Genomic DNA, 20,242 nt, shown 5'->3' with positions numbered 1-20,242 from the left:
GTCACGCGCGTCGCAGCGCCCGTCCACATACCGGTCGGGTATCGGCGGCCGTCCGGGGCACGGATCGGCGCGGAACGCCCGGTACCGTAGCTCCGAGCAGGCGCAGGGCAAGCACTGACGGGATTCGGGTCGTGAACGTCAAGATACGGGTTTGAGGAGAGGGCAGAGCTATGGAAGAGCCGCGTCGCCTCGGCGGCCGGTACGAGCTGGGCTCGGTGCTCGGCCGCGGTGGCATGGCCGAGGTGTACCTCGCGCATGACACCCGCCTCGGCCGTACCGTCGCTGTGAAGACGCTGCGGGTGGACCTCGCCCGCGACCCGTCCTTCCAGGCCCGCTTCCGCCGGGAGGCCCAGTCGGCCGCCTCGCTCAACCACCCCTCGATCGTCGCCGTCTACGACACCGGCGAGGACTACGTCGACGGCATCTCGATCCCGTACATCGTGATGGAGTACGTCGACGGCTCGACCCTGCGCGAGCTGCTGCACTCCGGGCGCAAGCTGCTGCCCGAGCGGGCCATGGAGATGACCGTCGGCATCCTCCAGGCGCTGGAGTACAGCCACCGGGCGGGCATCGTCCACCGCGACATCAAGCCGGCCAACGTGATGCTGACCCGCACGGGCCAGGTCAAGGTCATGGACTTCGGCATCGCCCGCGCGATGGGCGACTCCGGCATGACGATGACGCAGACCGCCGCGGTCATCGGAACCGCGCAGTACCTGTCGCCGGAGCAGGCCAAGGGCGAGCAGGTCGACGCGCGCTCCGACCTGTACAGCACCGGCTGCCTGCTCTACGAGCTGCTGACCGTACGGCCGCCCTTCGTCGGCGACTCGCCGGTCGCGGTGGCCTACCAGCACGTGCGCGAGGACCCGCAGCCGCCGTCGGTCTTCGACCCCGAGGTCACCCCGGCGATGGACGCCATCGTCCTCAAGGCGCTGACCAAGGACCCCGACTACCGCTACCAGTCCGCCGACGAGATGCGCGCCGACGTCGAGGCGGCCCTCGACGGCCAGCCGGTCGCCGCGGCCGTCGCGATGGGCGCGGCCGGCTACGGCTACCCGCACGGCTACCCGGACAGCGCCCCCACCACGGCGCTGCCCCCGCAGGCCGACCCGCACACCTCGATGCTGCCGCCCTCCCGCGAGGACGACGGCGGCTACGGCTACGACGACCGTCCTGACCGCCGCCGGCAGAAGAAGAGCGGCGGCGCGTCCACCGCCCTGCTGGTCGTCGCGGGCGTCCTGGTGCTGATCGGTGCGATCTTCCTCGGCAAGTCGATCTTCAGCGGCCACGGGGCCGGCTCCGACGCCAAGGTGCCGAACTTCGTGGGCAAGACCTTCGACGAGTCGTCGACCCTGGCAGGAAACGTCGACATCAAGCTGGTCAAGGGCACCCCGGAGTTCTGCAACGTCGACAAGGACCTGGTCTGCAAGCAGACCCCGGCCGCCGACACCGCGATCCCCTCCGACAAGACCGTGACCCTCATCCTGTCCAAGGGTGCCGCGCCGGTCGCGGTGCCCGACGTGAAGAACGACAAGGTCGCGGACGCCACGACGGAGCTGCGCAATGCCGGCTTCGACGTGAAGACCGAGGACCAGGTCTCGACCACCAAGGACCCGGGCATCGTCGTCGGCCAGAACCCGGCCGCCGGCACCAAGCAGCCCAAGGGCACGGTGATCACCCTCAAGGTCACGGTCGAGCCGGAGAAGATCAACGTCCCCGACCTGACGCGCTTCCCCGAGCAGGGCGCACGCGACCAGCTCAGCAATGCGGGCTTCACCAATGTCCACGTCACCAGGCAGTCGTCCGACGACCCGAACTTCCCCAACGGCACGGTCATCAGCCAGACCCCGCCCGGCGGGACCTCCGCGGCCAAGGACGACACGATCACCCTGGTGATCTCCACAGGCCCCAGCCAGACCACGCAGAACCCGCCGCAGGGCCAGACGATGCCCAAGGTGCAGTTCCGCCGCCTCGGCCAGGTCCAGGACCAGCTCAACGGCATGAACCTCGGCCTGAGCATCGTGGTCGTCAACGGCGGTCCCGAGGACCGCAACGCCTGGGTCATCGGCAGCACCCCGGGTGAGGGCGAGCCGCTGACGCAGGGCGAGCAGATCCAGCTGCAGACCACGGCAGGTCCCGGCGGCGGGGGCCAGTAGCCGCCCGCACCGCGTCACCAGCAGCGACACAGACGCCGCCGTCCGGACTACCGCAGTTCGGGCGGCGGCGTCCTTTGTGCGTCGACCTTCTGGGTGCGGACCAGCTCGCCCCACACGACGTAGCGGTAGCGCGAGGTGTAGACCGGGGTGCAGGTCGTCAGGGTGATGTAGCGGCCCGGCTTGGTGCGGCCGGACTCCTTGGGGACCTGGTCGGTCACGGCGACGTCGTACTTCGAGGTCTGGTCGAGGACCTTGTAGACCTTGTAGACGTACCAGGTGTCCTTGGACTCGAAGACGACCGCGTCACCGGTGTGGATCTTGTTGATGTTGTGGAACTTCGCGCCGTGCCCGTCGCGGTGCGCGGCCAGGGTGAAGTTGCCGGTCTTGTCCCAGGGCATCGCCGCCGGGGTCGGGTCGGTGTAGTAGCCGGCCACGCCCTCGTTGAGGACCTTGGTCGAGGTGCCCTTCTTGACCAGCACCTGGTAGTTCCGGCCCATCGCCGGGACGTGCAGGAAGCCGATGCCGTCCTTGGTGTCCAGGCCGAGCGCGGGCGTCCCGTTGTTGCCGCCGCCGTCCTGCGCCCACTGCTGGCGCACCTTCTGGCTCGCCTTGGCCGCGTGCCGGTCGGCCAGCACGTTGGTCCACCACAGCGAGTAGACGACGAAGAGGGCCAGGACCAGCCCCCCGGTGATGAGCAGCTCACCTATGACACTGATGACGGAGGCGGCCCTGCGCCGCCCGCTGGGCTTGCTGGTCGACACGCTGTTCGGTTCTCCGTCCAATATCAGCTTTCAGCTGCTGACCAGCGCGTCGGGCTTGCCCTTGCTGCGCGGCCGTTCCTCGACCAGTTTCCCCCACACGATCAGCCGGTTGGTGCTGGTGAACTCGGGGGTGCAGGTGGTGAGGGTGAGGTAGCGGCCGGGCGCGGTGAAGCCGGAGCCGGCCGGGATCGGCTTGAGCACGTTGGTGTTGGACGGCGGGGTGGTCGGCAGCGAGCTGGTGATCTGGTACGTGTAGTACTCGGTGGCCGTCTCGACCACGACCTTGTCGCCCGGCACCAGGTGGTTGATGTAGCGGAAGGGCTCGCCGTGGGTGTTGCGGTGGGCGGCGACCGCGAAGTTGCCGGTCTTGTCCCAGGGCATCGCGGTGTTCAGGGCGCCGTCGTAGTGGCCGATCATGCCCTTGTCGAGCACGTTGTGCTTCGAGACGCCCTGCGCGATGGGCGCCTTGACGTCCAGCTTGGGGATGTACATGATCGCGAAGCCCTGGCCGGGCGAGAAGGTGCCGGGCACCCGGTTCGGGTCGGCGGATGCCGAGTCCCACTGGTGCTGGAGGTTGTTCGCGGCGCCGTTGGCCTGCTGGTGGGCGCGGACGTTGGTCCACCACAGCTGGTAGGTGACGAACAGCAGCATCAGGACGCCGGTGGTGATGAACAGCTCGCCGACGATGCGGCTCGCGATGACCGCGGGGCTGTCCTTGGCGGCCTTGGCGGCCCGCCGTGCCTCCACCCGGCTGAGCGGCGCCGAGGCGGCCTCCTGGGCCGCGTCAGGGGCCGCTGCGGGGGCGCCCTGGCCGCGCCCGCCGGCCCGGTGGCCGCCACCGCCCTGCCGCGCCGCCTTCCGCCGTGCCGCCCGCCCCCCGTCCGCCGGCGCGGTGGGCGGCGCGAGCGACGGTACGCCGTCGGCCTCCTCGACGGGGACGTCCGGTGGGGGTGCCTCCACGACGGGCAGCCGCGCTGTCTGCGCCACGTCGGCGACGGGCACCGGGTCGGGCGGTTCCGGCTCCGCGGGTGCCGCCTGCTCCTCGAACTCCGGGGCGCGGAACCACGGGGACACGGGGGGCTCGGCGAACACGGGCCGGGGCTCCGGCTCCGGTTCGGCGAAGGGCTGTTCTTCGAAGGGCAGCTCGGTGAAGACCGGCTCGGGGTGGTGGTCCGCTTCCGGAACCGCGGGGGGCCGACCGGGCAGCGGGTCGTTCAGCGGGTCGTCCAGCTGCTCGACGACGGCTCTGAACTGCCCGGTGTCCTCGTACGACATCGGGCCGTCCGCGGGGCGCTCCGGGCGGAGCGTGGTCACGCCCCCGCCCTCCCGACGACCGGTGCGAGTCCGTGCGACCGGTCGCGTGCGGCGCCGTCACCGCAGTCGGCGAGCCAGTTCGCCAGCATCTTGTGCCCCCATTCGGTGAGCACCGACTCCGGATGGAACTGCACGCCCTCCACGGCCGCCTCCCGGTGCCTGAGCCCCATGATGATGCCGTTGTCCGTCCACGCGGTGACCTGGAGTTCGTCCGGGAGGGTGCTGCCCTCGACGGCGAGCGAGTGGTAACGCGTGGCGGTGAAGGGCGTCGGCAGTCCTGCGAAGACGCCGACCCCTTCGTGTGTCACCAGTGAGGTCTTGCCGTGCAGCAGCTCGGGCGCGCGGTCGACGACTCCGCCGTAGGCCACCGCGATCGACTGCACTCCCAGACAGACGCCGAAGACCGGCACCGCGGTTTCCGCGCAGTGCCGCACCATCTCGACGCACACCCCGGCCTCTTCCGGTGTGCCGGGGCCGGGGGAGAGCAGCACCCCGTCGAAGCCGTCCTGCGCGTGCTCGGGGCGCACCTCGTCGTTGCGCAGCACCTCGCACTCGGCGCCGAGCTGGTAGAGGTACTGGACGAGGTTGAAGACGAAGCTGTCGTAGTTGTCCACCACGAGGATGCGTGCGCTCATCGGACGGCGGCCATCCCGTTGTCGACGGTCACGTCGTTGAACGGCAGCAGCGGCTCCGCCCAGGGGAAGACGTACTGGAAGAGGACGTAGACGACGATCAGGGCCAGCACGAGGGAGATCAGCGCCCTCACCCATGCGTTGCCCGGCAGATGCCGCCAGATCCAGCCGTACATCACGGTCCCTTCCTTCCGGCTCCCCGGAACAGAGTAAGGGGAGATCGCCCGGAGCGCCCTGGTAGCCGGACAAAGCTTCGTCATGGCTTCACCTGGGCGTCCGTCAGCTCCCGGGCCGCCGACCGGCCGCTTCTCAGGGCCGGCTCACAGGCTGCGCATAGTGCAGGACGGTCGAGCCGGTGTAGCCCGGGAGCGTGGTCTTCTTCGCGGCCGAGACCTTCCAGCCGAGGCCGTAGGCCGACACGTACTGCAGGTAGTTCTGGATCGCCGGGCTGGCGTTCAGCGCCTGGCGCAGTTTCGCCTGGTCACCCACTGCGGTGATCCGGTAGGGCGGCGAGTAGACGCGGCCCTGGAGGATCAGGGTGTTGCCGACGCAGCGGACGGCGCTGGTGGAGATCAGCCGCTGGTCCATCACCCGGATGCCCTGGGCGCCGCCCTGCCAGAGCGCGTTGACCACGGCCTGCAGGTCCTGCTGGTGGATGACCAGGTCGTTGGGCTGCGGGTCGGGGACGCCGGGGACGAGGGCGGTCGCGTTGGGCGGTGCGTCGTCGAGGGTGACCTCGATCGAGGGTCCGGTGAGCGGGTCGGTGCCCGCGTCCCTGGCCAGGGCGTCGGCCCTGGCCTGCTCCGCGGCACTCAGCCCGCTGCCCTGCCGGGTCAGCCGGTCGACGTCCTGCCGGACGCCGGTGAGCTGGTTCTCCAGCTGGCCATTGCGGGTGTTCTTGGTGCGAATGGTGTCGGACAGCTTCGGCAGCGGGTCGTCGCTGCGGATGTCCACGCCCTTGGCGGTGTCGAAACTCATCCAGAAGATCAGTCCGGCCAGCGCGAAGACTCCCGCACTGAGCACTCGCAGCGCTACGGTGCGGGAGACAGCACGGGGGGAGGGGGTGGGTGCGCTTCCACCGCTATCCGTCGCCACCGTACGCTGTCTCCTTACAACCAGAGGAAGCACTACGCTAACGGACGCCCGGCGGCGGCAGCGCCCCTCGCCGGCAACGGACCGCCACCCCCTATCCGCCAGACCGCCCCGCACATCCGCCGCGGTTACGCAGCGCATCGACAGGAGACTCCCTCGTGCCGAAGTCACGGATCCGCAAGAAGGCCGACTTCACCCCGCCCCCGGCGAAGGCCGCCACCGCCATAAAGCTCGGCGGCCGCAGTTGGGTGGCCCCGCTGATGCTGGCCTTCTTCATCGTCGGCCTTGCCTGGATCGTGCTGTTCTACGTCACGCAGGGCAGTCTGCCGGTGGACGCGTTCGGCAACTGGAACATCGTGGTGGGCTTCGGATTCATCGCGGGCGGGTTCGTCGTCTCGACGCAGTGGAAGTAGTTGTCCACACGGTTATCCACAGTGGGGAAAAGGTCGGAAGATCTGTGGATAACCTCTACGAGGTTGACGCCGGTACGACCGGTGGCCGGAGCCGACGGCCACCGGTCGTTTGCTGTCCGGACACCGAACTGTCCTGATCTTGCCGGGAAAACCGGGGCAATCCGGATACACGGCCACCCGCACCGCCGTTCGTCCCGGCTGTGCACAAGTCGCACAGGATCCCCTACCCGCTGTGGATAACGTGTGATCAACGCCAGGGGTCACGGCCCTCAGGACGTGACCTGTGCCACAGCGATCACCGAGAGCACCACCGTCAGGACCAGCACACCGGCGGCCGTCCCCCACTGCACGGCGTCCCGCCGCTCCCGTGGTGCGTACGCCATCGCTATGGCCACCGCGGTCCCGGCCACCAGGCCGCCCATATGCGCCTGCCAGCTGACATTGGGCCAGGTGAAGCTGAAGACGACGTTGAGCACCAGCAGGATCAGGATCGGCCGCATGTCGTAGCGCAGCCGCCGCATGAAGACCGCCGTCGCACCGAACAGCCCGAAGATCGCGCCGGAGGCGCCCAGGGTCAGCGAGTCCGGTGTGATCAGCAGCACAGCGGCACTGCCGGCCAGCGCGGAGACCAGGTAGATCGCGATGTAGCGGCTGCGGCCGAGCAGCCGCTCCAGCGGGCCGCCGATCCACCACAGCGACAGCATGTTGAAGCCGATGTGGGCGAAGTTGCTCCGGTCGTGCAGGAAGGCCGAGGTGATGACCCGGTACCACTCGCCGTCGGCCACCCCGATGCACTGCTGCGGCGGGAACTGCTTGGGGGTGCACGCCGCGTACAGGCCGAGGTCGCGCACCACCCGGTCGCCGACCGCCAGCTCGATCACGAAGACCACGATGTTGAGCGCGATGAGGATCTTGGTGATCAGGAAGGGGTCGTGCGCGACCACCCCGCCGGCCACCGTCCGCTGCCGGGGCATGTGGCCCGAGCCCTGCCGGACGCAGTCCGGGCACTGGAAGCCGACCGACGCGCTGACCATGCACTCCGGGCAGATCGGCTTGTCGCAGCGCGTGCAGCGTATGCCGGTCTCCCGGTCCGGGTGCCGGTAGCAGCAGACCGCCTGGTCCATGAAAACGCACTCCCCTGTCACGGCGCCCTGACGCGCTGAACGCCCCGCCCACTTGGACGTGCGGGCGGGGCGCGGTGTTCCCGAAGACTACGTCAGTCGCGGGTCTCGACGACGACGGACTTGATGACGACGTCCTCCAGCGGCCGGTCGGTGCGCGGGTTGGCGGGGCTGTTGATGATCGCGTCCACCACCTTGCGGCTGGCGTCGTCGGCGACCTCGCCGAAGATGGTGTGCTTGCGGGTCAGCCAGGTGGTCGGGGCGACCGTGATGAAGAACTGGGAGCCGTTCGTGCCCGGTCCCGCGTTGGCCATCGCCAGCAGGTAGGGCTTGTCGAAGGCCAGGTCGGGGTGGAACTCGTCGGCGAACTCGTAGCCGGGGCCGCCGGTGCCGTTCCCCAGCGGGTCGCCGCCCTGGATCATGAAACCGGAGATGACCCGGTGGAAGACCGTACCGTCGTAGAGCCTGGCGTGGGTGGCGCTGCCGGTCCGCGGGTCGGTCCACTCCCGGGTGCCCTCGGCGAGGCCGACGAAGTTCGCCACCGTCTTGGGGGCATGGTTCGGCAGCAGCCGGATCACGATGTCGCCGTGGGTGGTCTTCAAGGTGGCGTAGAGCTGCTCGGCCACGGTCTACCTTCCATAGTCTTCGCTGACAGGCACAGATCCTCGCACGGCACGGCCCCGTCCGCGGGCTTCCGTCCTCCTCCGTCCTGCCCGACTGCGCAGCAACCGGGCCGACTGACCCGTATGCCCGTCCGCACATGCCGTACGCCGTGCAGCCGGGCATGATTTCAAACCGGGTGGAAAGGCGAAAACCGTACGCCACCGAGGAGGAGGTTCCTGTGACCCGCATCGACAGCGTGCGCAACGCGGCCGACATCACGAAGGACAGCGTGCGGCACGCCGCGGAGGTGGCTGCGCCGTACGCGAGCACCGCCCGGGATGAGGCAACGCGTTACGCACAACAGGCCGGTACGTACGCGCAGCAGGCCGGCGCGCTCGCCAGGGCGACCTACGACGCCAAGCTCGCCGCGCAGGTGCGGCAGGCACGCGAGCAGGCATGGGCCGCCGTGCCGCCGAAGACCGCGGTCGCCGTGGAGAACGCGGCCCGCAAAACCCGGCAGACCGCCAGGACGGCGGCCGACTACACGGTGCCCAGGGTGGGTTCCGCGGTCGCGGCGACCCGGGCGGTCGCGGTGCCGGTGACCAACGAGGCGCTGCTGCGCGGCGCCGCCGCCATCCACGCGCTGCGCGGCCAGGTGACGGCCGCGGAGATCGACCGGCTGGTGCGCAAGCGGGTGCGCAGGGAGCGCACCGGACGCGCCTTCCGCGGTGTGCTGCTCGCGGGCATCGTCGGCGGTGCGGCCTTCGCGGCCTGGCGCTGGTGGAGCAAGCAGGCCAACCCGGACTGGCTGGTCGAGCCGACCGAGCCCACCGAGTCGGACGAGGCCGCAGAGCGCGTGACCGGCACCAGCACCCTGACGGTCGTCGACCCGCTCGACGGCTCCCCGACGTCGGTGAACGGCTCCGGCGCGCACGTCGACCGCGTCGACGGCTCCCCCGGCGACTCCGACATCGAGGCCGCCCCCTCGGAGGACGACAAGCGCGACGGCGCCTGAACTCCCCGAGACCGCCGTATGCGGCACCCCGTGCCCGGCGCAGTCGCGCCGGGCACGGGGTGCCGCATGCCTGCCGCCGTCAGCTCGCCGCGGGCGCCGGCTCGGGCTCCGGGTCGTGCAGGACCGCGGGGACGTCCTTCAGCGTGATCAGCGCGGCGACCGCGCCGAGCACCATCAGCGCCGCCCCGATCAGCGTCGTGGTGTGCAGGCTGTCGGTGAAGCCCTGCCTGGCCGCGTCGGCGACCTGCCGCCCGAGGGCGCCCGGCAGGTGCAGCCCGGTCTCGACGCCGCCGCTCACCGACTCGCGTGCCGCGCCCCGCTGCTGCGCCGTCAGCCCGCCGGGCAGCTTCAGGTCGCTGCGGTAGTACGCGCTGAGCACCGAGCCGAGGACGGCGATGCCGAGCGCGCCGCCCAGCTCCATCGCGGTCTCCGAGATCGCCGCCGCGGCCCCGGTCCTGGTGCTGGGCGCGCTGGCCAGGATGGTGTCGGCAGTGACGGCGAAGGTGAGCATCAGACCCGCACCGTTGACGACCACCACCGGCAGCAGCTGCCAGTAGGCGGTGTGCGGGGTGGACATGCCGAGCCCCGCGGTGCTCAGGCCCATCAGGAAGAGGCCGGCTGCCACCGTGCGCGCCCGGCCGATCAGCGGGATCAGCGCACCCGCTGCCGGTGCGGTCACGGCCGCCGCCAGCGGACCGGGCAGCACCGCGAGCCCCGCGGTCAGCGGCGACCAGCCGCGGACCACCTGGAAGTACAGCGAGAAGCCCAGCGACAGCACGGAGGCGGCGAACATGGTCACGACGTTCGCGCTGATCGCCCCGGAGAAGGCTGCGTTCTTGAACAGCCGCAGGTCGAGCAGCGGCTCGTCCAGGGTGGTCTGACGGCGCAGGAAGACCGCGAGCAGCGCGGCCCCGAGGCCCGCGGCTATCCACACCGAGGGCTCCGCGACCCCGTCGCGGGCCGCCGTCTTGATCGCGTAGATCACGCCGAACATCCCGAGCACCGACAGCGGCACGCTGACCCAGTCGAGCCGGCCGGGCCGCGGGTTGCGGGTCTCCGGCAGGATCACCGCACCTGCCACCAGGACCAGCGCCATCACCGGCACGTTGACCAGGAAGACCGAGCCCCACCAGAAGTGGTCGAGCAGCAGCCCGCCGACGACCGGCCCGAGCGCGAAGCTGGCCGCGGCGACGCCGCCGCTGATGCCGACGGCGGTGGTGCGCTCCTTGGGGTCGGTGAAGGCGGCCCGCACCAGCGACAGCGTGGACGGCATGATCGTCGCCCCGGCGAGCCCGAGCAGCGCGCGGGCGGCGATCAAGGTGGCGGGGCTGTCGGCGTAGGCGCTCACCGCGGAGGCGGCGCCGAAGCCGGCCACCCCGAGCAGCAGCAGCTTCTTGCGCCCGATGCGGTCGCCGATGTTGCCCGCGACGATCAGCAGACCGCCGAGCACGAAGCCGTAGACGTCCACGATCCACAGCAACTGGGTGGCGGACGGGGCGAGCTGTGCGGACAGCGAGGGGACGGCGTAGTTCAGGACGCTGGTGTCGATGCCCAGCAGCGCGGAGGCGATGCTGCAGATGGCGAGTACGGCCCAGCGCCGTCCGTTCTGCTGCGCGGCCGGTCCGCCGGTGGTGTCGTACGCGGTGGTTGTCTTCGTCATGGGAAGCAGCGTGCGGGGCGGCGCTGACCGGCCGCGCACCGCACGCTGACCGCCCGCACACCGGCGCTGTCAGCCCCCGGTGACGTACGCCGTCAGCATGCCGAGGGCGGCGCCGCGGTCCGGGCAGGCGGCGCCCGCGGTGTCGCCCAGCGCCGCCCGTACGGCCGCGGCTGTGGCGTCCGCGTCAGGTCCCGTGGGCCGGGTGCCGCGCAGCGCCTCCTCGGCGCCGAGCAGTGCGGCGGCCTGCTGCGGGTCGCCCTCCAGGAGGGCGAGTGCGGCGGCGGCGCCGGCGATGTGGGCGGCGTGCATCGACAGCTGCAGCACCTCGGCGTCGAAGGTGACGGCGTCCTTGAGGCAGGCCCGGGCGGCCTGCGCGTCGCCCTCCGCGACGGCGACGAGTGCCAGCGACGTCAGCACCGTCGACCGGGTGCTGTTGCTGGAGAACCAGCCGGTGGGGCATTCGGCGAGCGCCTGCTCGGCGAGCGCGCGGGCGGCCGGCAGGTCGCGGCGCAGCCGGGCGGTGTCGGCGAGGCAGCGGTGGGCGAGGGCCAGCGTCTCGGGCGCCCCGGCCCGCCGGGAGAGCGCGACCGCCCGCTCACAGGACGCGCCTGCCGCGTCGAGGTCGCCGGCCCGCAGGCTGTAGAGGGCACGGTTGGTGAGCAGTTCCGCCACGTCGAGCGCGGAGTCCAGCTCCTCGGCCAGGACCAGCGCCTGGCCGATGAAGTCCAGCGCCTCGTCGGGGCGGCCGCGGTGGTCGGCGAGGTCGGCGAGCACGTTGAGGCAGGTGATCAGACCCCAGCGGTCGCCCTGCCCGCGGAAGCCGGCGAGGGACCGCTCGCACTCGCGCTGCGCGGTGCCGGCGTCCCCGTGCACCATCCAGGCCTGGAAGCCGAAGCCGAGGTGCACCAGCGCGTCGTACCAGGGGTCGTCGCGCCCGGCCAGCAGTGCCTCGATGCCGTCCAGGGTGTCCATGTCGCCGTGCGGCACCCCGGCGAAGGGCGCCCACAGCAGGGTCAGCACCGGGAAGCGCCGGGCGATGCGGTCCATGCCCTCGACGATCTCGGTGGCCGCCGCCACGTGCGCGGTGTAGCCGGCCGGGTCGGACAGCGCGCTGACCACGGCGAGCACGCACAGCGCGTACTCCTCCTCAAGGCCGGGGGGCGCGGCAGGCCCGAGGGCCGCGAGCACCTGGCGGGCGGGGCCGACGCCCTCGTAGCGCACCCCGCGCAGCAGCCAGTAGGAGGACAGTGCGGCGATCAGCCGCATGGCGCCGTGGATGTCGCCCGCGTCGAGCGAACGGTGCAGCGCCGCCTGCAGGTTGTCGCGCTCGTCCGACAGCAGCCGCAGCCACTCCAGCTGCTCGGCGCTGCGCAGGTGCGGGTCGGCGGTGAGCGCGACGTCCAGGAAGTAGCCGGCGTGGGCCTGGTGCATGCGCTCGGTCTCACCTGCCTCGGCGAGGCGCTCGGCACCGTAGGCCCTGATGGACTCCAGCATCCGGTAGCGGACCAGGCCCGCGCCCTCGGTGTGCTCGGCGACCACCAGGGACTTCTCGACCAGTGCGGACATCAGGTCCTGCACGTCGTCCGCGTCGATGGCCTCGCCGTCCGCGCACACCGCCTCGGCCGCCGCCTGTGTCCAGCCGCCCGCGAAGACCGCGGCCCTGCGCAGCACCGCCCGCTCGTCGTCGGGCAGCAGCTCCCAGCTCCAGTCGACGACCCCGCGCAGCGTGCGCTGCCGCGGCTGGGCGGTCCTGCTGCCGCGGGACAGCAGCCGGAAGAGCGCGTCGGGCCGCACACCGAGGCTGTAGGCGGTGTCGTCGCGCGGCAGCGCGCCGAGCCGGGCGGCGATGTCGTGCACGGACAGCGACCGCAGCCGGGCCGCGGCCAGTTCGATGGCCAGCGGCAGCCCGTCGAGCACGGAGCACAGCCGCAGCACGGTCTCGGCGGTGGCGCGGTCGGCCGCCGGGTCGAAGCCGGGGCTGACGGCGGCGGCGCGCTCGGCGAACAGCCGCACGGCGGGGGAGGCGAGCACCTGCGCGGGCTCTGTGCCCGGCTTCGGCAGGCCGAGCGTGGCCACCGGGCACAGCGCCTCGCCGGTGATGCCGAGCGCCTCCCGGCTGGTGGCCAGGATGCGCAGCCGCGGGCACCCGGTGAGCAGCCGTTCGGCCAGTACGGCCGCGTCGGCTACCAGGTGCTCGCAGTTGTCGAGCACCAGCAGCAGCGGCCGGTCGGCGAGCGCCGCCGCGATCCGGGCGACGGGGTCAGGGGCCGCGGCGGAGCCGGCCGCGGGCAGCAGCCCGCCGTCGCGCAGGCCGAGCGCGCCGAGCACCGCCTGCGGTATCCCGGCCCCTTCCGTGACCCCGGCCAGCGCCACGAAGCAGGCGTCCTGCGGATGGCGGCCCGCCGCCTCGACGGCGAGGCGGGTCTTGCCCGCGCCGCCGGGTCCGATCAGGGTCACCAGCCGCTGCCGGGCCAATCGGTCGGCGAGCAGCGCGAGTTCGTCGGCCCGGCCGATGAAGCTGGTCAGCTGCGCGGGCAGTTGGTGGCGGGCGGCGGGTGCGAGCGGGTCGGGGGTCGCCGTGCCCGGCGCGTTGCCCGGCGCGCTGTGCTGAGCCGGGTGCGACCGCGTGTGTGGCCCCGTTCCCGGCCTCGCACCCGACCTGGTCCCAAGCCTCGTATCTGACGATGTTTCACGTGGAACATCCCCGCCAGGTCCGGTTTCACGTGAAACATCCCATGGGGCCGCCAACGGTTCGCCCCGCAGGACGGCCAGGTGGACGGCGGCCAGCTCGGGTCCCGGGTCGGCGCCGAGGGAGTCGGCCAGCTCGCGCCGGGCGTCTTCGTACGCCGCCAGGGCCTCGCTCTGCCGTCCGCTGCCGTACAGCGCCCGCATCAACTGGCCGCGCAGCCGCTCCCGCAGCGGGTGGGCCGTCACCAGCTCGCCGACTTCCGCGACGAGGGAGCGGTGCAGGCCCAGGGCGAGATCCGCCTCGATGCGGTCCTCGACGGCACCGGTCCGCAGCTCCTCCAGCCGGACGATCTGCGCGGCGGCGAAGGGCGCGTCGCCGACGTCGGCCAGGGCCGGGCCGCGCCACAGGGCCAGCGCCTCGCGCAACAGCCGTGCGGCCAGGGCCGGTTCACCGCCCGCCAGCGCCTCGTGACCCTCGGCGCCGAGCCGTCGGAAGCGGTGCGCGTCCACCTGGTCGGGGTCCACGGCGAGCCGGTAGCCGGCCGGCAGCCCCTCGACGGGCACCGGCAGCACCTGGCGCAGGCGGGAGACCTGGGACTGCACGGCATTGCCGACCCCGGCGGGCGGATACTCGCCGTACAGCCCGTCGACCAGCCGCTCGGTGCTGACCGGCCGCCCGGCGTCCAGCAGCAGCAGCGCGAGCAGCGCACGCCGCCGCGGCCCGCCCAGCGCCACCTCGGCGCCGTCCGTGCCCAGGGCCTGCGTCGCGCCGAGGATGCCGAACTTCACGCCCCGATTGTGTCGCACCCGATCGCCGCCGCACCCGCCGTCAGCAGGCGGGATCGGGCCGGTGGCTCTCCGGGTCGCAGTCCGGCACCGTCCCGGAGGCGGCCAGCAGCAGCAGTTCGTAGAGGGTGGCCCGCTGCCTCGCATCCAGTGCGGCCAGCACCTCGTCCTCCACCCCGGCGAGCGCGAACTCCGCCTTCGCCAGGCGCTTCGCACCCCGGTCGGTGAGCTGCACGATGTGCCGCCTGCGGTCCTCGGGGGAGCGCTGCCGCTCGATCAGGGCGTCGGCCTCCAGGTCGTTGAGCAGTCCGACCACCGTCGCGCGATCCATCATCAGCGTCGTCGCGAGCGCCTGCTGCGTGCTCCCGTCGCGGTCGCGCAGCACGGTCAGGGCCACCAGGTGCCGCGGGCGCAGCCCCAGCGGCGCCAGCACGGACTCCGCGTGCAGGCGCATCCGCCGGGCCAGGTTGTCGAGCAGCGCGCCCGACCGCCTGGGCGGCTGGTTCAGCACGGGCAGGGTGGCCATCTGTGAAGTCTATCCGGAGGCCGGGAATCGAGGCATGGTATAAATCGTTGGTGCTACACAAACCAATGATGAAGGGTTAATGAGATGCCTCACCTGTTGCACATCGACTCCAGCGTCCAGGGCGAGAACTCCGTCAGCCGCCGGCTCACCGCCCGCGCCGCCGCGGCCTGGTGCGCGGCCTACCCCGACGGCACCGTCACCTACCGCGACCTGGGCAAAGAGCCGCTGCCGCACATCGTTCCCAGCACCGTCCACTCCGGCGCGGTGCCGGCCGCGGACCGCACGCCCGAGCAGGCCGCGTCCTGGGCGCTGAGCGAGCAGGTCGTCGCCGAGGTGCAGGCCGCCGACACCGTGCTGCTCGGACTGCCCGTCTACAACTTCGGCGCCCCCAGCAGCGTGAAGACCTGGGTGGACCACCTGATCGCGGTCGGCCTGTCCGTCGACCCGGAGACGCACGAAGGCCTGCTCGGCGGACGCGACTTCGTCGTCGTCGCCGCCCGCGGCGGCGGCTACGCGCCCGGCACCCCCCGCGAGGGCTGGGACCACGCCGAGCAGTGGCTGCCGCACGGCGTGGCGATGACCGGCCTGACCCCGCGCTTCATCACCGCGGAACTGACCCTGGCCAAGGTCAACCCGGCCATGGCCGAGCTGATCCCGCTGGCGGAGAAGAGCCTGTCGGCCGCCGAGCAGTCCATCGACGCGCTCTGGCCGGCCAGCGCACTGGCCTGACGGACGCCCTCCCCCTGGGAGGTTCAGCCGCAGCAGCCGCCCGCCGCCTGGTCGGTGCCGCCGATGGTCAGGGCGGCGGCCGGCCTGGCGGGCGCGTACGCATTACGAGGCGACGGCCGCGACGTTCAAGGCCCTGTCCGACCCGGTACGGCTCCGGCTGTTCTCGAAGATCGCCTCGCACTCCGGCGGCTAGGCCGTGTTTTGGAAGTCCCGCCTGCCCCGCGACGCCTGGCACGCACGCTCGCTGCGTTGTCGGAGTCGTCCGAGCAGGCCCACTACGAGGACGACCCTCCGCCTTGCGATCGCACGCACCAGACGCCGCGGGGCCCGCCCTGTGGGCGGACGGCCCTACTTCCAAAACACGGCCTAGGCCTGCAAGTGCGCCACCCGGGACGTCGGCGTCTCCCAGCCGACCGTCTCCCACCACCTCAGGGAGCTCCGCGAGGCGGGCCTGCCCGCCTCCGAGCGCCGCGGCACCTGGGTCTCCTACCGGGTGGAGCCGGCGGCGCTCGCCGCCGTGCGCCGCCTGCTGTCCCTCCCCGCCCGAGCGGGGCTACCCCGCACCCCCGCACAGCCGCAACGCGCTGTCCCGGCACAGCACTTCCGCCTCCTCGGCGGTCAGGCGCCCGCTCGCGACCTGCTCCGCCGCGGTGTGCTGCAGCCCGAACACGGCCGCCGTCAGCCAGGACGCGGGGGTCCGCGGGTCGAAGTCGCCCTCCTGCTGGCCGCGCCTGATGAGCCGTTCGAGCCGCGGCGGCACCACGTCGTGGGGGTCGGGCTCGGGCCGCGGGATGCGGTTCGCGGTGGCGTTCAGCACCAGCGGGTAGCGGTCGACGAACCGCCACCCGGCGCCCAGGAAGCGGACCAGCGCATCGGCGGGCGGTGCGGTGTCGAGCCCCGCCTCGTCCAGCAGCGCCGAGTAGTCGGCCGCCGCGGCCTCGACCAGCGCGGCGAGCAGCGCGTCGCGCGAGGGGAAGTGTGCGTAGACGGTCTGGCGGCTGACGCCCGCGGCGGCGGCGATCTCCTCCATGCTCGCGTCCGGCCGCTCGCTGACGACGGTGCGGGCCGCGTTCAGGATCGCGTCGATGCTGCGCCGGGCGTCAGCCCTGAGCCGCCGCGGCGGGGCCGCGCCCGCAGCGGGCTCGTACGTACCGGCGTCGTCGGGGCGGGCGGAGTCGTCCATTCCCCGACCGTAGGCGCGGTCACCTGGTCCCTGACAGCCACAGCCGCCCTGGCCCTCGCCTGCGCCCCGATCGTCCTCCGCCTGTACACCCGCCCGAAGTGACCCGGGGCGCCCCGCGCCTACGCTGGCCGTATGGCGCTCATCGTGCTGTGGGACATCGACCACACGCTCGTCGACAACGGCGGGGTCAGCAAGGAGATCTACGCCGACGCGTACGAGGCCGTCGTGGGGGTGCGGGCGGGGGAGGCGGCCGTCACGCGGGGGCGGACCGATCGGGTGGTCATGCGGGAGATGTTCCTGCGCAACGGCGGGGGCGGGGCGGAGTGGGCGCGGGTCGAGGAGGCGCTTGCCGCGGCCGGGGCGGGGCGGGCGGTGGGGCTGCGGAAGCGGGGCAAGGCGCTGCCGGGGGTGCGGGACGTGCTCATGGCGGCGTCCGTGCGCGTCGGGTGGGTGTCCTCGGTCCTGACCGGCAACATCGCCGCCAACGCCCGCATGAAACTCGCCGCCTTCGGGCTCGACGCGCTGGTCGACCTCGACGTGGGGGCGTACGGCGCCGACGCCGAGGACCGTCCACAGCTTGTGGACATCGCCCGCCGCCGGGTCCACCGGGAGCGCGGGCTGCCCGCGGACACCCCCGTCGTCCTGGTGGGCGACACGCCACGCGACGTCGAAGCCGCGCTCACCTCGGGCGCCGAGGTCATCGCCGTGGCCAGCGGCGTGGACAGCGCGGCCGCGCTGCGAGCGGCCGGTGCGCCCGTCGTCCTGCCGGACCTCGCCGACACCGGGCACGTCCTGCGCCTGCTGGAAGCGGTGGAGCGGGGCTGAAAGCCGTTTGCCCCGGGGCGGGGGCTCGCGTTGGCTGGGCGCCATGACCTCACTGCGCACCGACCGCCTCATCCTGCGCCGCTGACCGCCTACGGCCGGAAGCCGTCGATCGCCAGTTCCAGCAGCCGTTCGGCCTGGGCGGCGCCCTCGGGGGTGTCAGGGGTGCGCCACAGGCAGCTCAGCAGCAGGATGACGTCGACGGCGTCGATGCCGGGCCGTACGTCCCCAGCCTGCTCGCACGCGTCGAGGAGCTGCGCGACCGCCGCCGTGACGGGCGGCCAGGAGGCGCTGACGACCTCCTGCGCCGCGGCGGAGTGCAGGGCCTCGCCGAGGCCGTGCTTGATGCGCACGTAGCCGGCCAGCGTGGTGAACCAGACCCGCAGCGCATCCAGCGGGGCATGGGCCGCGAGGACGTCGGGCACGGCGGCGACCAGGCGGTCCACGCCGTTCCTGTGGACCTCCAGGATCAGCGCCTCGCGGGTCGGGAAGTGCCGGTAGAGGGTGCCGGCGCCGACGCCCGCGCGCTTGGCGATCGAGTTGAGCGAGGCGTCGGGCGACTCGGCGAGCGCCTCGTGCGCGACCTGCAGGATCGCCTCGCGGTTCTTGAGCGCGTCGGAGCGCTGGTGCGCGGGGTCGGCCACGGGGGTCCTCCTTGCGTACGGGCGGGGGGTGCGGCGGGGGCGTGCGGCCGGTCAGGGGTGCGGGCGGTCACGGTGGGTGCCGACCCCGTTTGCGAAGCGGAGAGTTCTCCGTTAACGTCGCAAGAGCCAGGCGGAGAGTTCTCCGTTTGCCCTCTTCCCCATTCTACGGAGCTTCCCCATGCGCTACGTCAAGCTGGGCCGCACCGGCCTGGACGTCTCCCCGATCGCCATCGGCGCCATGAGCTACGGCGAGCCCGACCGCGGCCACCCCGTCTGGTCCCTGGCGGAGGCGGACGCCCGCCCCCTGATCAGGCACGCCCTGGAAAGCGGCATCAACTTCTTCGACACCGCCAACCTCTACTCCTACGGGTCGAGCGAGGAGATCCTCGGCCGTGCCCTGAAGGACTTCGCCAACCGCGACGACCTCGTCATCACCACGAAGGTCCGCCACCCCATGCGCCCCGGCAGCCCCAACGGCGGCGGCCTGTCCCGCAAGGCCGTCCTGAGCGAGATCGACAACAGCCTGCGCCGCCTGGGCACCGACTACGTCGACGTCTACATGATCCACCGCCTCGACAGCGACACTCCGCTGGAGGAGACCCTTGAGGCACTCCACGACGTCGTGAAGTCCGGCAAGGCCCGCTACCTCGGCGCCTCCTCCATGCACGCCTGGCAGTTCGCCAAGGCCCTGCACCTCCAGGAGCGGCACGGCTGGGCGCGGTTCGTCACCATGCAGGACCACTACAACCTGCTCGCCCGCGAGGAGGAACGCGAGATGCTCCCGCTGTGCGCCGACGAGGGCGTGGCCACCATGGTCTGGAGCCCGCTGGCCCGCGGCCGCCTCGCCCGCCCCTTCGACCAGGCCAAGTCCACCACCCGCGCCACCACCGACGGCGGCTACGCCGACCTGCTCTACCAGGCCACCGTCGACAGCGACCGCCTGATCATCGACGAGGTCGGCGCCATCGCCGCCGCCCACGGCGCCACCCGCGCCCAGGTCGCCCTCGCCTGGCTCCACGCCCACCCCACGGTGGCAGCCCCCGTCGTCGGCGCCCGCACCCTCCAGCAGATCGACGACGCCGTCGCGTCCCTCGACCTCACCCTGACCCCCGAGGAGTCCCACCGCCTGGAGTCCCCCTACACCCCCCGCCACGACCCCCAGGCAGTCTCCGACCCCCGCGAACTGTCCCGCATAGCCGCCACGATCCCCGGCTACACCAACCTCTGACCCGCCCGCACGCCAGATGTTCCCGCGGCTGCGTCGCAACGTGCCGGCCGCCCGCACGCCGTACGCCTGAGGCCCCTCCACCGGTGTCAGGTGAAGGGGCCTCAGGCGTACGCAAGAACTTGTGGAGCCTAGGAGATTCGAACTCCTGACATCTGCCTTGCAAAGGCAGCGCTCTACCAACTGAGCTAAGGCCCCTCGTCGGGGACAGCGTACCGGGTCGGGCGGGGTGGGCAGAAACGGGATCGGGGCGCCTAGGATGGTTCGCGGATTCGCAGGCGCAAATCAGGGAGTGGGGTATGGACGGCTCGGGGCAGGGTGGTGCGGGGCAGGACGCCGTGGGCCGGGCGGAGGAGGCCAGGGAGCTCCAGCGGGGGTGGTACGGGGAGCCGTTGGGGGAGCTGTTCCAGCGGCTGATCGGGGACCTGGGGCTGAACCAGGCGCGGCTGGCCGCGGTGCTCGGGCTGTCGGCGCCGATGCTGTCGCAGCTCAAGAGCGGGCAGCGGGCCAAGATCGGCAACCCCGCCGTGGTGCAGCGGCTGCAGGCGCTGCAGGAGCTGGCCCTGCAGGTGGCGGAGGGGGACACCGGGGCGCTGGAGGCGGCGGCCAGGATGGAGGAGATCCGCGAGTCCGCGGGCTCCTCCGTACTCAGCACGACGACGCACTCGTCGGCCGCCGTGGTGCGCGGCATCCAGGAGGTGCTGCGGTCGGTGGCGCCGGCCGCCGAGATCGAGCAGGCCGCCCGCTCCCTCGCGCCGGACCATCCCCACCTGGCAGAGTTCCTCCGTGTGTACGGAACGGCGCGCACCAGTGAGGCCGTCGCCCACTACGAGGCGCACCGGGACTGAGACGCGCAGGACGGCAAGCAGGGG

At 72.4% G+C, this 20,242-nt stretch carries 19 protein-coding genes, 1 tRNA gene and 1 pseudogene; 8 read left to right on the top strand and 13 right to left on the bottom strand.

Annotated elements, in window-relative coordinates; translation table 11 throughout:
- Positions 1–170 precede the first annotated feature (170 nt).
- Positions 171–2,156 (top strand): Stk1 family PASTA domain-containing Ser/Thr kinase, encoded by a 1,986-nt coding sequence (gene pknB, locus JT723_RS16070; protein WP_205045300.1) that lies wholly within the window; start codon positions 171–173, stop codon positions 2,154–2,156.
- A 47-nt stretch (positions 2,157–2,203) separates the two neighbouring features.
- Here the strand turns inward: pknB and JT723_RS16065 are convergent, their stop codons facing one another.
- From JT723_RS16065 to JT723_RS16045, 5 genes are all read right to left on the bottom strand, one after another.
- On the bottom strand, positions 2,204–2,917 hold the full coding sequence (locus tag JT723_RS16065; protein ID WP_251513310.1) for a class E sortase: 714 nt from the start codon (positions 2,915–2,917) through the stop codon (positions 2,204–2,206).
- A gap of 30 nt (positions 2,918–2,947) precedes the next feature.
- Entirely contained in the window at positions 2,948–4,231 is a 1,284-nt protein-coding gene (locus JT723_RS16060; protein WP_251513308.1) for a class E sortase, read from the bottom strand.
- A complete protein-coding gene (locus tag JT723_RS16055; protein ID WP_205045299.1) occupies positions 4,228–4,866 on the bottom strand; it encodes an aminodeoxychorismate/anthranilate synthase component II in 639 nt (212 codons plus the stop codon). The genes JT723_RS16060 and JT723_RS16055 overlap by 4 nt, the downstream gene beginning before the upstream one ends.
- Positions 4,863–5,039 (bottom strand): hypothetical protein, encoded by a 177-nt coding sequence (locus JT723_RS16050; RefSeq protein ID WP_205045298.1) that lies wholly within the window; start codon positions 5,037–5,039, stop codon positions 4,863–4,865. Before JT723_RS16050 ends, JT723_RS16055 begins: the two co-directional genes overlap by 4 nt.
- 133 nt (positions 5,040–5,172) lie before the next feature.
- Complete coding sequence (locus JT723_RS16045) at positions 5,173–5,892, bottom strand: DUF881 domain-containing protein (RefSeq protein ID WP_372441323.1); 720 nt, start codon at positions 5,890–5,892, stop codon at positions 5,173–5,175.
- 221 nt (positions 5,893–6,113) lie between these two features.
- On the opposite strand from JT723_RS16045, the gene crgA reads away from it, so the two are divergent.
- Entirely contained in the window at positions 6,114–6,368 is a 255-nt protein-coding gene (gene crgA / locus JT723_RS16040; RefSeq protein ID WP_033175597.1) for a cell division protein CrgA, read from the top strand.
- Between the two features lie 269 nt (positions 6,369–6,637).
- Here crgA and JT723_RS16035 read toward each other — a convergent pair whose 3' ends face one another.
- Both JT723_RS16035 and JT723_RS16030 read right to left on the bottom strand, forming a co-directional pair.
- The gene (locus JT723_RS16035; RefSeq protein WP_205045296.1) at positions 6,638–7,492 is read right to left on the bottom strand and encodes a rhomboid family intramembrane serine protease; all 855 of its coding nucleotides are present in this window, start codon (positions 7,490–7,492) and stop codon (positions 6,638–6,640) included.
- 92 nt (positions 7,493–7,584) lie between these two features.
- On the bottom strand, positions 7,585–8,115 hold the full coding sequence (locus JT723_RS16030) for a peptidylprolyl isomerase (RefSeq protein ID WP_205045295.1): 531 nt from the start codon (positions 8,113–8,115) through the stop codon (positions 7,585–7,587).
- 215 nt (positions 8,116–8,330) lie between these two features.
- Here JT723_RS16030 and JT723_RS16025 point away from each other — a divergent pair, with 215 nt between their 5' ends.
- Positions 8,331–9,107 (top strand): DUF5324 family protein, encoded by a 777-nt coding sequence (locus JT723_RS16025; RefSeq protein WP_205045294.1) that lies wholly within the window; start codon positions 8,331–8,333, stop codon positions 9,105–9,107.
- A 79-nt stretch (positions 9,108–9,186) separates the two neighbouring features.
- On the opposite strand, the gene JT723_RS16020 is transcribed toward JT723_RS16025, so the two are convergent.
- The 3 genes from JT723_RS16020 to JT723_RS16010 form a co-directional block, all read right to left on the bottom strand.
- Complete coding sequence (locus JT723_RS16020; RefSeq protein ID WP_205045293.1) at positions 9,187–10,767, bottom strand: MFS transporter; 1,581 nt, start codon at positions 10,765–10,767, stop codon at positions 9,187–9,189.
- A 69-nt stretch (positions 10,768–10,836) separates the two neighbouring features.
- Positions 10,837–14,244: an AfsR/SARP family transcriptional regulator gene (locus tag JT723_RS16015; protein WP_205045292.1), complete on the bottom strand. Its 3,408-nt coding sequence runs from the start codon at positions 14,242–14,244 to the stop codon at positions 10,837–10,839.
- A gap of 40 nt (positions 14,245–14,284) precedes the next feature.
- Entirely contained in the window at positions 14,285–14,767 is a 483-nt protein-coding gene (locus JT723_RS16010) for a MarR family winged helix-turn-helix transcriptional regulator (RefSeq protein ID WP_205045291.1), read from the bottom strand.
- An 84-nt stretch (positions 14,768–14,851) separates the two neighbouring features.
- Between JT723_RS16010 and JT723_RS16005 the strand changes: the two genes are divergently transcribed.
- Together JT723_RS16005 and JT723_RS16000 are read left to right on the top strand one after the other, a co-directional pair.
- Positions 14,852–15,496 carry an FMN-dependent NADH-azoreductase gene (locus tag JT723_RS16005; RefSeq protein WP_205045290.1) on the top strand — a complete coding sequence of 215 codons (645 nt, stop codon included), beginning with the start codon at positions 14,852–14,854 and terminating at the stop codon, positions 15,494–15,496.
- Between the two features lie 370 nt (positions 15,497–15,866).
- Positions 15,867–16,046, top strand: a pseudogene (locus tag JT723_RS16000) (ArsR/SmtB family transcription factor); the annotation flags it as partial.
- A gap of 3 nt (positions 16,047–16,049) precedes the next feature.
- Here JT723_RS16000 and JT723_RS15995 read toward each other — a convergent pair.
- A complete protein-coding gene (locus JT723_RS15995) occupies positions 16,050–16,679 on the bottom strand; it encodes a TetR/AcrR family transcriptional regulator (RefSeq protein WP_205045289.1) in 630 nt (209 codons plus the stop codon).
- Between the two features lie 132 nt (positions 16,680–16,811).
- Between JT723_RS15995 and JT723_RS15990 the strand changes: the two genes are divergently transcribed.
- The gene (locus tag JT723_RS15990; protein ID WP_205045288.1) at positions 16,812–17,504 is read left to right on the top strand and encodes an HAD family hydrolase; all 693 of its coding nucleotides are present in this window, start codon (positions 16,812–16,814) and stop codon (positions 17,502–17,504) included.
- Positions 17,505–17,593: 89 nt separating this feature from the next.
- Here JT723_RS15990 and JT723_RS15985 read toward each other — a convergent pair whose 3' ends face one another.
- Positions 17,594–18,145, bottom strand: a complete 552-nt coding sequence (locus tag JT723_RS15985; protein WP_205045287.1) for a TetR/AcrR family transcriptional regulator — start codon at positions 18,143–18,145, stop codon at positions 17,594–17,596.
- A gap of 178 nt (positions 18,146–18,323) precedes the next feature.
- Between JT723_RS15985 and JT723_RS15980 the strand changes: the two genes are divergently transcribed.
- Complete coding sequence (locus tag JT723_RS15980) at positions 18,324–19,373, top strand: aldo/keto reductase (protein WP_205045286.1); 1,050 nt, start codon at positions 18,324–18,326, stop codon at positions 19,371–19,373.
- 122 nt (positions 19,374–19,495) lie between these two features.
- Here JT723_RS15980 and JT723_RS15975 read toward each other — a convergent pair.
- A tRNA-Ala gene (locus tag JT723_RS15975) sits at positions 19,496–19,568 on the bottom strand.
- 101 nt (positions 19,569–19,669) lie between these two features.
- Here JT723_RS15975 and JT723_RS15970 point away from each other — a divergent pair.
- Positions 19,670–20,218, top strand: a complete 549-nt coding sequence (locus JT723_RS15970; RefSeq protein WP_205045285.1) for a DNA-binding protein — start codon at positions 19,670–19,672, stop codon at positions 20,216–20,218.
- The last annotated feature ends 24 nt before the right edge of the window (positions 20,219–20,242 follow it).

This window comes from Actinacidiphila bryophytorum, from assembly GCF_016916835.1.
Taxonomy (GTDB): Bacteria; Actinomycetota; Actinomycetes; order Streptomycetales; family Streptomycetaceae; genus Actinacidiphila; species Actinacidiphila bryophytorum.
The sequence above is the reverse complement of the archived record's forward strand: the minus strand, read 5'-3'. Positions and strand labels throughout refer to the sequence as shown.